Below are 13,053 nucleotides of genomic sequence, written 5' to 3'. Positions count from 1 at the left end.
TGGAAAACCGACGCAATCCCGTGCCACCGGCTGCGACACTCGACATAAACTGCGACTGCAAAGAATACGTCTAATGTTGAGCTCAACATTACACGTATTCACGCGGTGAGAGATCGATATCGAGCGCTTCGCGTTCTTCGTCGGACAGGTCGGCAAGACGCCGGTCAAGCATGGCCTCTGCGGTCGAGACCAGCTGCACGACAACCGAATGACCTTCGCCAAGCGCTGTTTCCATCGCGGGGATCAGGCTCGGCAGTTTCATCGAGAGCAGGAGCTGGGCAAAGAAGCGCTGCTTGGTGCCCTCGAAAATCGACAGCGCTGCCGCTTTGGCGTTGCGGTTGAGCGTATCGCCGCTGTCCTCGTCGACCACGCGGGTTGCTTCGAGCGCGGCTTCGAGGTTGCGGTGAATGATCGCCCAGGCATCGGCATAGGCATCGTAGATCCGTGCCTGCGCTTCGGTCAGGCTGTGTTCGAGGATTTCGTACTCGACCCCGGCGAAGGACAGCGCACGGGCAAGGTAGAGGCCCTGGGCCTTGAGATCACGGGCGACGAGCTCCATCGCCGCGACGCCGCCAGCGCGGATCTCGGTCATGAATGCCTCGTGGGTCGGAAATGCGGTCTCGGGTCCCCACAGGCCAAGCCGGGAAGTGTAACCGAGGTTGGCGATTTCCGAGGCACCTGTGGCAGACGCGTAGAGCACGCGGGCGCGCGGGAGATGGTTCTGCAGCCTGAGGCCCACTATCCCCTGTTCGGAGCCCTTGACCTTGCCGCGGGTCGATGAGCCCCCGAGGGCATTGGCCATGGCGTGGGCTTCGTCGAAGGCGATCAGGCCGTCGTAATGCTTACCCGCCCAGGCAAGGATCTGGTCAAGCCGCGTATCCTCGACGCGTCCCGAGCGCAGCGTCGGATAGGTGACGAAGAGAATGCCTTCGGACATCGATACAAGGTGGCCGAGTTTCCAGCGCGAGAGCGGCTGGACATCGAGCGGCAGCCCGCCAAGCGCTTCCCAGTCGCGGCGTGCATCTTCGAGCAGCGCCTCGTTCTTGGTGATCCAGACATGCCGGCGCTCGCCTGCGAGCCAGCGGTCCATGATGACCGCGGCGATCTGCCGTCCCTTGCCCGCTCCGGTTCCGTCGCCGAGGAAGAAGCCTTGGCGGTAGGAGTGTCCGTCCTCGGAGAGTTCCAGCGAGGTGCCTTCCTGGCTAACCTTGAACTGACCCGGAAGATCGCGCGCAAATGCCTGGGTAGCGTAGACCAGTGTCTCGCATTGCGCTTCGGACAAGAGGCCATTGGCCTGCCAGCCTGCGGGAAGGCGCGGGCGAACGTCCGGCTGGGGCGCCGCGACCGAGCCCATGGCGACCGATTCCACGAGCGGGGTGGGATGAACCGGCGCGCCTTCGAACGTGATGCGACTGGGCCGGTAAGGTAGGTAGATGCCGGTCTGTTCGGGTACCGGCGCGGGGTCGGCCAAGACCGAATAGGCAAGATTGGTCGCATTCGCTTTAGCTGCTGGTGTCGCGGCGAACGGCGCCAGCGGCCGGACCGGCGCGCGATGGGTCGACGTCTTGCCCACGAGGCGCACTGGCTTGCCGACTGGCAGGCGATGAGTCCTGGCGGATGTCTGCGCACGGGGCGGAAGCGCAGTGACAAGCTCGTGGAGCGCGATCAGGTCGGCAGTATCTCCGTTGATTGCGGGAGAAGACGCAACCGGCGTCTTGCCGAACACGACCAGGCGAACGGCAATCCCCGTCCCTGCGCGGCGAAACATCTGCTGCAGCCGGACATCGAGGAACAGCGACGCTTCATCCTGTACCTTGGCGAAGGTGGAAGCGTCGAAGCCTTCAGGCATGATGGCGACAATCCTCGCCCCATTGGCAACGGCCCGGATCGCGCTGCGTAGGTGGCGCTGCGCCGTCTCGCCATCCTTGCCGCGTTCCTGGCTGCGGGCGAATGGCGGGTTCATCAAGACGACCGACGGAACAGGGCCGCGATGCAGGTCGGCCATCAGTTCTCCGTCATGTGCACTAATTGTGGCCGTGGGGAAGATATGGCCCAGCCCGTCTCGTCTGGCCGGATCGATCTCGTTGAGGAGCAGCGAGGCGTTCTGGACGCTGCCCCAGAGCGCAAGGGCGCCATTGCCTGCGGACGGTTCGAGCAGCGTGTCTTGCGAAGAAACAGCTGCGGCCTTCGCCATCAGCCAGGCCAGCATCGGCGGGGTCGAGAACTGCTGGAGCTCAACCTGTGCTTCGCTGCGAACATGCCGGGGCGGCAAGGCGGCCTCGAGCCAGTCGAAACGCGCTTCGGCTTCGTGCACGTTCGTCGCCAGATCGATCCGTGAGGACACTCGCAGCCAGAGCAGTGCGCCGATCTCGACCGCGTTATTGTAGTCGTCGATGGTCCAGGCGCTTCCCCAGTCCTGAACGCCGGTTTCCTCGGCAAACAGGCCCGAGATGTCGGCACGGGAAAGGTGGCGTCCTGAGGCGAGAAACTGGGCAATCCTGGCGCCGACAGCGTAAGCCAACGGCACTGACGACAGTTGTTCGCCGATGGGAAACAGGTCTGATTGAAACATGGCAATTCGTCCTCCTGATGAGGGCATCGGGACGCGCCCTCTGCCGGATCAGGAATTCGAGAAGCCCTCTCTCCTCTTACTGTGCCGCTTTGCGGCGCAGCCATGCTGTCAGTTCATCGTTCCAGTCGGTGTCGCGTGATGATGGTTTGCGAATGTGGTTCGTCCGCCCATCGCTGGCATAAGCGGCCAGGCCACGCGACGCAGCCAGCTCGCCGCCCGCATCGTGATCGACGAAGAGATGAATCTCGGTCACGCTCTCGGGCACACTGACGAGGCCGAAGCGCTCATTCCCAAGGGTCGCCCAAACGGGGACACCGGTGAGAGCATAAGCCGACATCGCGCTCTCGATGCCCTCGGCAAGGCCGAGCTTGCCAGAGGCCGGAGCGAAGAGGCGTACAGCAGCTTCACCGAGCGAGCCAAGCGCGCGTTTCGGCTTGTCGAAAGCGGCCTTGGTTGAAGCCTCGGTGGACAAAAATGTGCGGTGGATCGCGATCGGCCCCTCGTCGAGGCTGACCGCCGCAATCATAGCCGGCAAGAAGCGGGTGCGTCCTTTCGGGCCAAGCGGCGTTCGTGGATGGAAACGGAGCGCCGGAGATGCGGCGAGGATGCCGCGGCTTTCAAGATATGCCTTTGCCGGACTGGCACGCAACGGCTGTGCATCGCGCCAGATGCGCAAGGCAGCGTCCGAAGGCTTCGCAGCAAGCCCAGTGTCCATCTTGGACTCAATTGCACCTCCCGAGAACAAGGCGGACGCAGGCACGCCTTCACGCGCTAGTGCTGCAAGCACGGACGCCTGATCGCATCCAGCGAAGCAGTGGAGGAGAATGGCACTGCGCCCGAGCGCTACGCCGAGCGAGGGCGTACGGTCGTCATGTGCGGGGCAACGAGCCATGCCCCTGGTGACGGACCATTTGCCGCCGCGGCTTTCACAGATGCGCCTTGCCGTCTCGGCGAGTGGATGGTTGGTCGTGGCAACGCGCATAAGGGCTCCTTCGCAGGCTCAGGTCCCCCATGACCGCAGTCCTCCCCTCTCACCGATCGGACGGACGAAACGGTTTCCTACATGTTCTATTTATGTTCTATTCCGATTCGCTGCAAGCGACAGGAGTGTGAACGATGAGACTGGCTTTGATGATCGGCATAGTGGCGAGCGCCAGTATCGTAGCGCCTAGCGCACAAGCACAGGAGTTCGCCCTTCTGGAGCATCGCTATGAGCAGCCTGAAATCCCTGGTGTGGATCTCTGGACCAGCGAGGAAGCGCGATCGAGGGTGCTGCTACCTGCATCCTACCGCGAAGCACTTTACGAGCCTCTGATCAGAGAAGCTGAGGTTCGGTATCGTCTTCCGCCTGGACTGATGCAGGCACTGGTTTGGGCCGAGTCCCGCTTCAATCCGATGGCGATCAGCCCGGCTGGTGCTGCCGGACTTGCGCAGTTGATGCCGGCAACCGCCCGCGAGCTTGGCGTTCGCAACCGGCATGATCCTCGCCAGAACATCGATGGAGGCGCGCGCTACCTGCGACAGATGCTGGACCGTTTTGGCGAGGTCCATCTGGCACTCGCCGCTTACAATGCTGGTCCGGGCGCAGTTGCTCGTGCCGGTGGCATCCCGAGAAATCGGGAAACGCCCGCATATGTCAGGAGCGTTTTGCAGCGATGGATGGCATACAGGCCTTCATGAATACGAATCGGAAACGTATCAGCGGACGGCTCGAGCAACTGCCACGCGGCTTCGCCATCGTAACCGAGGCGGGCGATCACTGGGTGCTCGAAGACGTCGAGCCGGCGAATGATCATTTCGGCAACGAGGTGACAGCGGAAGGCGAAGTCGTTGGTCTCGATCGCTTGCGCGTCGATTGGCTAGGCGAGATCTAGACAGAAGCTCACAGCGCTAGCTGAGCCAATGCATGCTCTGCATCGTTCCTCACCAAGTGACCATAGTGCTTTTCAATCATAGCGACACTCGTATCCGACAGTTGCGCAACGGTAAGAATCGGCAGTCCAGCGCGCACCAAGTCAGTTATTACGCTGTGGCGAAGAGTGTAAGCAGAAGTACCCTGCGGAAGACGAACGACCTTCACCGCGTCCTTGATCGGACCTTTCCATTTGTCCTTGGACCAAGGCACCCCATCTGCGCGCATGAACATCGATGCAGTGGGTAACTTGCTCTTGCACTGTTCTGCCAAAAATCCGGCGATTGTTTCAGGAACACTGATTTGTCGAGGAACGCCGTTCTTGTCGGCACCAATCGTCAGCGTCCTAGTCCTCTTGTCAAAGTTGCTCACCTTCAGTGCTGCAAGAGCTCCAGGCCTCAGCGGCAACAGACAAAGGCCCCGGACAAAAGGCTCTATATCCTCAGGAAGGGCGGCCAGAAGTTTCTTGCGTTCTGGTCGATCCAAATAGACATCGCGACGCCGGTCCGCACCCTTTATCGGCTTCAAAGCTTCTTGCCAGGCAGCGTCAGTATTTGGTGCACCAGGGGAGAGGACACGCCAAAGTGCCGCGCGAAGTGGGACCATGTCACGATTAACTGTGGAAGCAGCTCTGGTCTTGAAGCGAGGCTCCCCATCCTTGCTTCGAGTGATAAGCGCAGGCGCATTCTCAAGCCGCTTTCGCCATGCACGCAGATGATGCTTTCGGAGCTTGTCTAACTTAACCTTGGCAATGGCGTCATCGAATACGTGACGGCGAAACACGCCTTCAGCAATTGGCCCCGGTTTGTCGCCAAGATAAGCCCGACACGCATCTTCAACCGTATCCAGCTTCTCTGTTCGCAGCCCTCCAGCTTCTACCAACTCGGCGAACGCCTCTGCATCCCTCTTGGCTGTGGCGAACACATCATGTCCGGACAACGTCCCATAAGGTCCAAGATTCTTGCGGCGGTACTTGCGCGCGTCTTCATCATAGGCGCGAGCGAACCATGACCCCTTTCCGCCCCTTCGGGACGGTCGATATCCTACATACCAACCAGCCTGGAGCCGTTGCCAATGAGGTTCTTTGTCGCTTCGCGGCTTCAGTTTATCACGTTCGCCGATCTTGCTCAGGTCAGGCATTCCCGCACAGCCTTTGTATGAAACGTATGAAACAAGTATGAAAAACTTGGGTGGATCAATTGAGACAAGTTTAGACAAATCTACCTGTTTTTCAATACTTTTTTTAGTCCCAGATAATCCCAGATAGTCCGTATTCCCATCCTTCACACGGGTGGGGTCGCAAGTTCAATCCTTGCCGCGCCCACCATCCTTCCGCTCACTCGGAGAGAGATGGTCCAGGTTCCCACGAAAAACTGCGAAAGCCGATTGCGGGTGCCGATCAGTAGCCGCCCGGGGGGTCGCTCGCAGGGAAACTCTCGTCCCCATCCTCATCGGTCTCGGTCCATTCGCGCGCAGCGGGATCCCGCATCGCATCGGGACCTGCATCGCGTATGTCAGTATGACTGTCGTGCGGCTGGTTTTCCGCGAAAGCGGCATTTCGTTTTGGCGACCTTGCCGGGAACATTCGGCGCAAAAGGTCCGCGGAAACGATAAGCCCGATTACACCGAGCGCAATCGCCGAGACTTTCCCGAACATTTAGCTCACCGGCCCGCGCGCATAAGCTTTTACCGCCAAGACACACCCGGCGACATCAAGGCTCGGTACGTTTCGTAATCCGCGTCGGCTGGCCTACGCGCTTCCCCTGTTCAAGATGAGCAGCTCGAAAGTACAATCCTAGCCGAGCCCGCCATTCCTCGCGATTACAGGCGAGCCGCCGCTCGCGGCTCTTGCGCAACATCGAAGCGATCCATGTAGTCACCCAGTTGCCCCAGCACGACATCTTCCGACAGGCCGAATTCGGCGAGGCTGTACTTGTGCGGCTGGCGTTTCAGCGCGTCGGCGCTTTCGTGATAGGACTCCATCGCGGGCCACGCGCGGTCGATATCCAGATCGAGAAAATCGTATATTCGCCGCATCTCGGCGCGCCAATCGGCATCCACAGCCTCGTAATGGACATCGATCATGCGGCTTTGCGCAATGCGCTTGCGGCCCTGCTGCATCCGGTCGATCTGCAGACGGGTCTTGCGCAGCCATTCACGACCAACCTCGTGCGGATCGGCGTGGTCGGAATAGATGCAGGTCTGGTTCCAGGCTAGCGAGGCCGAACTGGCGACCACGCGCAGCGGATCGCGGTGGGTGAAGATGAAGCGGGCATCGGGATACACGTTGAGAAGTGCATCGAGGTCCAGCATGTGCTGGGGCGTCTTGAGCACCCACGGCTTCAGGGAACTGGCCTGCTGCGACCACCCGATCAGCCGTAACAAGCGCGCCATCTGTTCGTAGGCCGGCGTTGCATCCTGATCCTCGCACCACCGCCCGTAGCCTGGCACATGCCACTGCGCCTCGTGCTTCATGCCCCAGAACGAATTGACGAACAGGCCAAGCTCTTCCTCGGGCTGCATCGGGCCGGTGGGGTGGATGGCCAGCGTATGCGGATTGGCGAGGTTCGCCACCTTGCGCGCGCGCCTTGCAAGCGTGATGCGCCGGTCATGCCCGCGATGGGTGAAATCGGGATAAGGCACCGGCGTGATCGTTTCGAAACTGCGCATGTAATCGAACCGGCTGTCTGCCGAGAGCAGGCGATGCAGCCGCGTGGTGCCCGAACGCATCGGCCCGACGATGAAAACGGGATGGCGCAATGGCCGGGCCAGGATCTCCGGGTGACGGGCGAACCATTGCTGGGCACGCAACCTGTCGACCAACACTTTTTCGCACTGCTTCATGGCGACCCATGCCCCGGCTTCGTGAAGGTGTGCTTCTTTCTCGATCGACTGGAGCAGCACCGCCAGCGGCTTTTCGAACCACGGATCGCCGAAATCGTCCGATCCGGCGGCCTGCGCAGCGCGGTCCATGAGGGTCTGCTTGTCGAAGGTAGGGCGTTGCATCAGCTCCGTCGTGATGGCGAGCCGGGCCACCCTTTGCACGATGTCCACGAAGCGTGTGCGCTGCGGGGGTTCCTTGATCGTCTTGTCCAGCAATTACGGCCCTCGTCAGTTGCCCGCGATAAGACTGTCTCAGCGGTGCAGGGTGACAAAGGTTCCCCTGAGCCGTGCTGCTTGCAGCCCTGGCGCCCGTGTCTGTGCTGGACAAGCGGCAACATGGCGATGCATAGCCCGCGGCCATGCATGACCTTCGAATGATCCGAGAGAATCCGGAAGGCTTCGACGCTGCGCTGGCAAAGCGCGGGGTGGAGCCTGTAGCCGCCGACCTGCTGAAGCTGGATGAGGAACGCCGCGCCCTCACCACCCGCCTTCAAGAGATGCAGAGCCGCCGCAACGAGGCCTCAAAGGCCATCGGCCAGGCCATGGGCCAGGGCGACAAGGACAAGGCCGACGCGCTGAAGGCGGAAGTCGCCGAGATCAAGCAGTCGATGCCGCAGGTGGAGGAAGAAGAGCGCGCGAAGGGCATGGCGCTGAACGATGCGCTGGCCGCCATTCCCAACCTGCCCGCCGACGGCGTGCCCGAAGGCGCGGACGAGGACGACAACGTTGAGGTCAGCCGCTGGACCGTGCCGCGCACCTTCCATTTCACGCCGCGCGAACATGCCGACATGGGCCCCTCTCTCGGCATGGATTTCGAAACTGCGGTGAAGATGAGCGGCGCGCGCTTCACTTTCCTGCGCGGCCAGATGGCGCGCCTCAACCGCGCCATCGCCCAGTTCATGCTCGACAGGCAGGTTGAGGAGAATGGCTACACCGAATGCGCCCCGCCGCTGCTGGTGCGGGACGAGGCCGTATACGGCACCGGGCAATTGCCGAAGTTTGCGGAAGACCTGTTCAAGACCACGGACGGCCGCTGGCTGATCCCCACCGCCGAGGTTTCGCTCACCAACTCCGTGCGCGAGCAGATCATCGACGATCTGTCCTCGCCGATCCGCCTCACCGCCCTCACGCCCTGCTTCCGCAGCGAGGCAGGCGCGGCGGGCAAGGACACGCGCGGCTTCATCCGGCAGCACCAGTTCGACAAGGTCGAGCTTGTTTCCGTCTGTCGCCCGGAAGACGCCCACGCAGAGCACGAGCACATGGTCGCCAGCGCCGAGAGCATTCTCCATGCCCTCGAACTGCCGCACCGCAAGGTACTGCTGTGCACTGGCGACATGGGCTTCGGCGCGCGCAAGACCTTTGACCTGGAGGTATGGCTGCCGGGGCAGGATGCCTACCGCGAGATCAGCTCGATCAGCTGGTGCGGCGATTTCCAGGCCCGGCGGATGAACGCGCGTTTCCGGCCCGAAGACGGCGGCAAGAAGACAGAATTCGTCCACACGCTCAATGGCTCCGGCCTTGCCGTGGGCCGCACGCTGGTGGCCGTGCTGGAAAATTATCAGCAGGAAGACGGATCGGTTGCCGTTCCTGATGCCCTGAAGCCCTATATGGGCGGGCTCGAAAAACTGGTACCCGCCTGATTCATGCGGATTCTCCTCACCAACGACGACGGCATTCATGCCCCCGGCCTCACCGTGCTGGAGGAAATCGCCCGCCAGCTTTCCGACGATGTGTGGGTCTGCGCCCCGGCGGAGGAGCAATCGGGCGCGGGCCATTCGCTCACCCTGCACCATCCGGTCCGCTTGCGCGAACACGGCGAGAAGCGTTTCAGCGTCACCGGCACGCCGACCGACTCGGTCAATCTCGCGCTGCGCAAGCTGTTCGCCGATCGCAAGCCGGACCTCGTCCTCTCGGGCGTGAACGCGGGCGAGAACCTTGGCGACGACATCACCTATTCGGGCACCATTTCCGCCGCGATGGAAGCCGCGCTGGCGGGCATTCCCGCCATCGGCCTCAGCCAGGCCTACCGGGAAACGCGGTATGGCTTCGATGCGGCGACGCAATGGGGCGCCAAGGTGCTAGGCCCGCTGATCGACGTGCAGATGGCCAAGCGCACTCTCGTTAACGTCAACTTCCCGGCGCTGCCTGCGAATGAGGTGAAGGGCATCCGGGTCGTGCGGCAGGGCTTCCACGATTACGAGCGCGGCTCGCTGGTGGAAGGCACTGACCCGCGGGGGCGCCGGTACTACTGGTTCGGCCTCCAAGATGCGGAGCACACGCTGGATCACGGCACCGATCTGGAAGCTGTCGAGGATGGCTTCATCGCCGTCACCCCGCTCCAGCTCGACCTGACTCACCATTCCGCCATTTCCAACCTCGCCGACAGGTTCGCCTGAGGCATGTCGCGCTCGCACAACAGGGATCTGCGAAAGGTCGGCAAGCGCCGCTACGCACCCCTGCGGCGAGCGGTGAACATCCCGGTCTGGGGCGACCTGTTCATCCGCCTCGGTCTGGCGGTGTTCCTGATTTTCATCGTGGTGATGATCCACTGGTGGGACCGCGAGGGGCTGGTCGACAATCTCGATGGTCACGTCAGCTTCCTCGACGTGATCTACTTCACGATGATCTCGATCACCACGACCGGCTTCGGCGACATCGCCCCGATCAGCGACAAGGCTCGCCTCGTCGAGGCACTGATCGTGACGCCGGTCCGCTTCGCCGTCCTGTTCATCTTTGTCGGCACCGCCTACAACTTCCTCATCAAGCGCAGCTGGGAGAAATTCCGCATGGCCCGTATCCAGGACCAGCTTTCCGACCACGTCGTCGTCCTCGGGTTCGGCGTCTCCGGCGCGGAGGCCGTTGGCGAACTGATCGAGCGTGGCACCGATCCCGCAGGCATCGTCGTCATGGACATGAACGAGGAGCGGCTTGAGCAGGCCGAGGCGCTGGGCTGCAACGTGATCGAGGCCGATGCCTCGCGCGATGAGAACCTCGAGGCCGTGCGCATCAGCCAGGCGCAGACCGTGCTGGTCTCCGCCGGGCGCGACGACAGCTCGATCCTCATCGTCCTCACCGTGCGCCACCTTGCGCCCAAGGTGCCGATCAGCGTCGTGGTGCGCGCCGCCGACAACGAACTGCTGGCGCGGCAGGCGGGGGCGGACAACGTGATCAACCCGGTGCGCTTCACCGGCCTGCTGCTGGCAGGCAGCGCCCGCGGCGCGCACATCGCCGATTACCTGGGTGACCTCGCCTCCGTCACGGGCCGGGTGCAACTGGTGGAGCGCGAGGTTCGCCCCGACGAGATCGGCAAGTCGCTGACCGAGGCCTGTGCGGGTGGCCGGGGCCTGCGCATCTATCGCAACGGCGTTGCCTGCGGGTTCTGGGAGCACGAGGCCGAATGCCTGCAGGCAGGCGATATCATCGTGGAGATCCAGCCCGCCGACATCGAAGGGCCGGACGGCAACGATGCCAAGCCCGAGGATTAGCGCGCAGCTCAGCCGAGCAGGATGAACACCCCTCCCACCGCCGCCATGCCGACGATGAAGTGGGCCGCGTCAATCGCGAACAGCTTGCCGGGCCGCATCTGGAACAGGTAGTTGATCCCCAGCGCCGGGGTCATGATCAGCGCGCCGAAGCCCACAGCCATCATCATGACGACATGCGGCGCGGGATTGGTGCGGGCGATATTATGACCCAGCATCAGCACCACTACCATTTCCAGCAGGAAGGCCAGCAGCATGATCAGCCAGACGGGCTTTTGCCCCGGCTGCGGTCCGGCTTTCACCATCTCGTCGGTCATGCCGTTCATTTCGCGCCAGCTTTTCCCGAACAGCGGGCCATACCACAGCGCGCCGATCACGAAGAAAGCCACCGTGCCCAGCACTACCGCCAGTAGGTTCACATTTCCCATCGTATCCCTCCAATACCGCGTCCCGCGCGCAGACTAGCCCAAAGCCGCAATCGGGTGTAGGGGGCCGCGCATCATGGCAACCCAGATTCCAGATCAGAAGCGCGTCGGCATGGTCAGCCTCGGCTGTCCCAAGGCGCTGGTCGATTCCGAGCGCATCCTCACCCGGCTGCGCGCCGATGGCTATGCCATGAGCCCGGACTACGAAGGTGCCGACGTGGTGCTGGTCAACACCTGCGGTTTCCTCGATTCCGCCAAGGAGGAGAGTCTCGAGGCGATCGGCGAGGCAATCAGCGAGAACGGCCGCGTCATCGTGACCGGCTGCATGGGCGACGAGGCGGAACTGATCCGCGCGCGTTTCCCCCAGGTTCTCGCGATCACCGGCGCGCATCAGTACGAGGACGTGGTGGAAGCCGTGCACGAGGCCGCGCCGCCTTCGCAAGGTCCGTATATCGACCTGGTGCCGCAGGCCCAGCCCGACATCAAGCTGACACCGCGCCACTACAGCTACCTCAAGATCAGCGAGGGGTGTAACCACTCCTGCGCCTTCTGCATCATCCCGACGCTGCGCGGGAAGCTCGCCAGCCGCCGCATCGACGCGGTGCTGCGCGAGGCGGAGAAGCTGCTGGCGGCGGGCACCAGGGAACTGCTCGTCATCAGCCAGGACACCAGTGCCTACGGCGTCGACACCCGGCACGAGGAGCGCGACTGGAAGGGCCATCCCGTCCGCGCCCACATGACGGACCTTGCCCGCGAACTGGGCCAGATGCGCACGCCCGAAGGCGACGTGCCGTGGGTGCGGCTGCATTACGTTTATCCCTACCCCCACGTCGACCAGGTCATCCCGCTGATGGCCGAGGGGCTGCTGACGCCATACCTCGACATCCCCTTCCAGCACGCCAGCCGCAATGTGCTGAAAGCCATGAAGCGACCGGCGAACGAGGCAAAGGTGCTGGAGCGGCTGAAGTCGTGGCGCGAAATCTGCCCCGAGATCGCGGTGCGCAGCAGCTTCGTGGTCGGCTTCCCCGGAGAGACCGAGGAGGACTTCCAGTACCTGCTCGAATGGCTGGAGGAAGCCCAGCTCGACCGCGTGGGCGCCTTCCGGTTCGAGCCGGTGGAAGGCGCGGCGGCCAATGCCCTGCCCGACCCGGTGCCCGAGGCGATCAAGGAAGAGCGCTTTGCCCGCGTTATGGAAGTGACCGAGCGCATCAGCGCCGCCAAGCTTTCCGCCAAGGTGGGCAAGACCATTCCCGTCATCATCGATGAGGTGGGCGAGCCCGACGAGGACGGCGACATCGGCGCAACGGGCCGCAGCCAGGCCGACGCGCCGGAGATCGACGGGGCGGTGTACCTGCGCAACGTCGCGGCGACGCTGAAGGCCGGCGACTTCGTGAACGTCGAGGTCGAGGACGCCGACGCGCACGACCTGTTCGGGGTTATCGACGAGGGCTGACCGCCGATTGTGGGACGCCGACAGGGCGGTTCTAAAAAATTTCGACTCCTCGCCGGAAGGGCGGAAAACCGGGCTTTCGCGAAGATAGCAGTTGTTGGACGTGTAACTTTTCGCATCCGGCGTGCCTTCATGGTGTGCGGCTTCAATATCCTGGCCGAGGACAAGGGCTGCCCACCTCGTTGCCCGTCACCGGAAGTGTAGGACAGACGAGGCCGGTTGGACCTGCCAATTCGGCTGCTATTGCGAATGATTATCATTGACGAAAGCGAGTGCGCAGCCTAGCCCGCGCGTCAAAGGCTGCGGATTCGCCGCGGCCCGTCGTGACA

At 62.8% G+C, this 13,053-nt stretch carries 11 protein-coding genes and 1 tRNA gene; 7 read left to right on the top strand and 5 right to left on the bottom strand.

Annotated features, from left to right (window positions below; translation table 11 throughout):
• Nucleotides 1-88 precede the first annotated feature (88 nt).
• Both ABFX23_RS04615 and ABFX23_RS04610 read right to left on the bottom strand, forming a co-directional pair.
• A complete protein-coding gene (locus ABFX23_RS04615) occupies nt 89-2,572 on the bottom strand; it encodes a strawberry notch-like NTP hydrolase domain-containing protein (RefSeq protein ID WP_346031944.1) in 2,484 nt (827 codons plus the stop codon).
• Between the two features lie 76 nt (nt 2,573-2,648).
• Entirely contained in the window at nt 2,649-3,554 is a 906-nt protein-coding gene (locus ABFX23_RS04610) for a DUF7146 domain-containing protein (protein ID WP_346031943.1), read from the bottom strand.
• 134 nt (nt 3,555-3,688) lie between these two features.
• Here ABFX23_RS04610 and ABFX23_RS04605 point away from each other — a divergent pair, with 134 nt between their 5' ends.
• A complete protein-coding gene (locus ABFX23_RS04605; protein WP_346031942.1) occupies nt 3,689-4,252 on the top strand; it encodes a lytic transglycosylase domain-containing protein in 564 nt (187 codons plus the stop codon).
• Nucleotides 4,249-4,446, top strand: coding sequence for a DUF5818 domain-containing protein (locus ABFX23_RS04600; protein WP_346031941.1), 198 nt, complete (start codon nt 4,249-4,251; stop codon nt 4,444-4,446). The genes ABFX23_RS04605 and ABFX23_RS04600 overlap by 4 nt, the downstream gene beginning before the upstream one ends.
• Before the next feature lie 8 nt (nt 4,447-4,454).
• Here ABFX23_RS04600 and ABFX23_RS04595 read toward each other — a convergent pair whose 3' ends face one another.
• Nucleotides 4,455-5,624, bottom strand: coding sequence for a tyrosine-type recombinase/integrase (locus ABFX23_RS04595; protein WP_346031940.1), 1,170 nt, complete (start codon nt 5,622-5,624; stop codon nt 4,455-4,457).
• Between the two features lie 48 nt (nt 5,625-5,672).
• Between ABFX23_RS04595 and ABFX23_RS04590 the strand changes: the two genes are divergently transcribed.
• Nucleotides 5,673-5,811 (top strand) — tRNA-Val (locus ABFX23_RS04590).
• Between the two features lie 494 nt (nt 5,812-6,305).
• Here ABFX23_RS04590 and ABFX23_RS04585 read toward each other — a convergent pair.
• Nucleotides 6,306-7,583, bottom strand: a complete 1,278-nt coding sequence (locus ABFX23_RS04585) for a sulfotransferase family protein (protein ID WP_346031939.1) — start codon at nt 7,581-7,583, stop codon at nt 6,306-6,308.
• A 143-nt stretch (nt 7,584-7,726) separates the two neighbouring features.
• Here ABFX23_RS04585 and serS point away from each other — a divergent pair, with 143 nt between their 5' ends.
• From serS to ABFX23_RS04570, 3 genes are read left to right on the top strand one after another with little or no spacing between them, the layout of a single operon-like run.
• The gene (gene serS, locus ABFX23_RS04580; protein ID WP_346031938.1) at nt 7,727-9,007 is read left to right on the top strand and encodes a serine--tRNA ligase; all 1,281 of its coding nucleotides are present in this window, start codon (nt 7,727-7,729) and stop codon (nt 9,005-9,007) included.
• Between the two features lie 3 nt (nt 9,008-9,010).
• The gene (gene surE, locus ABFX23_RS04575; protein ID WP_346031937.1) at nt 9,011-9,763 is read left to right on the top strand and encodes a 5'/3'-nucleotidase SurE; all 753 of its coding nucleotides are present in this window, start codon (nt 9,011-9,013) and stop codon (nt 9,761-9,763) included.
• A 3-nt stretch (nt 9,764-9,766) separates the two neighbouring features.
• Nucleotides 9,767-10,852, top strand: a complete 1,086-nt coding sequence (locus tag ABFX23_RS04570; RefSeq protein WP_346031936.1) for a potassium channel family protein — start codon at nt 9,767-9,769, stop codon at nt 10,850-10,852.
• An 8-nt stretch (nt 10,853-10,860) separates the two neighbouring features.
• Here the strand turns inward: ABFX23_RS04570 and ABFX23_RS04565 are convergent, their stop codons facing one another.
• Entirely contained in the window at nt 10,861-11,277 is a 417-nt protein-coding gene (locus ABFX23_RS04565; protein WP_346031935.1) for a DUF1761 domain-containing protein, read from the bottom strand.
• A gap of 73 nt (nt 11,278-11,350) precedes the next feature.
• Here ABFX23_RS04565 and rimO point away from each other — a divergent pair, with 73 nt between their 5' ends.
• A complete protein-coding gene (rimO, locus tag ABFX23_RS04560; RefSeq protein WP_346031934.1) occupies nt 11,351-12,727 on the top strand; it encodes a 30S ribosomal protein S12 methylthiotransferase RimO in 1,377 nt (458 codons plus the stop codon).
• Nucleotides 12,728-13,053 lie beyond the last annotated feature (326 nt).

The sequence above is a fragment of the Erythrobacter westpacificensis genome (assembly GCF_039542285.1).
Lineage (GTDB): Bacteria > Pseudomonadota > Alphaproteobacteria > Sphingomonadales > Sphingomonadaceae > Alteraurantiacibacter > Alteraurantiacibacter westpacificensis.
Note: the sequence above shows the minus strand (reverse complement) of the source record. Positions and strands in the feature narration are given on the sequence as shown.

What these genes read in the sequence shown, in the direction of transcription:
- ABFX23_RS04570 (WP_346031936.1), top strand. Translation starts at nt 9,767, where the DNA reads ATGTCGCGCTCGCACAACAGGGATCTGCGAAAGGTCGGCAAGCGCCGC.
- serS (WP_346031938.1), top strand. Translation starts at nt 7,727, where the DNA reads ATGCATGACCTTCGAATGATCCGAGAGAATCCGGAAGGCTTCGACGCT.
- ABFX23_RS04595 (WP_346031940.1), bottom strand. Translation starts at nt 5,624, where the DNA reads ATGCCTGACCTGAGCAAGATCGGCGAACGTGATAAACTGAAGCCGCGA.
- ABFX23_RS04565 (WP_346031935.1), bottom strand. Translation starts at nt 11,277, where the DNA reads ATGGGAAATGTGAACCTACTGGCGGTAGTGCTGGGCACGGTGGCTTTC.
- ABFX23_RS04605 (WP_346031942.1), top strand. Translation starts at nt 3,689, where the DNA reads ATGAGACTGGCTTTGATGATCGGCATAGTGGCGAGCGCCAGTATCGTA.
- ABFX23_RS04610 (WP_346031943.1), bottom strand. Translation starts at nt 3,554, where the DNA reads ATGCGCGTTGCCACGACCAACCATCCACTCGCCGAGACGGCAAGGCGC.
- surE (WP_346031937.1), top strand. Translation starts at nt 9,011, where the DNA reads ATGCGGATTCTCCTCACCAACGACGACGGCATTCATGCCCCCGGCCTC.
- rimO (WP_346031934.1), top strand. Translation starts at nt 11,351, where the DNA reads ATGGCAACCCAGATTCCAGATCAGAAGCGCGTCGGCATGGTCAGCCTC.
- ABFX23_RS04600 (WP_346031941.1), top strand. Translation starts at nt 4,249, where the DNA reads ATGAATACGAATCGGAAACGTATCAGCGGACGGCTCGAGCAACTGCCA.
- ABFX23_RS04615 (WP_346031944.1), bottom strand. Translation starts at nt 2,572, where the DNA reads ATGTTTCAATCAGACCTGTTTCCCATCGGCGAACAACTGTCGTCAGTG.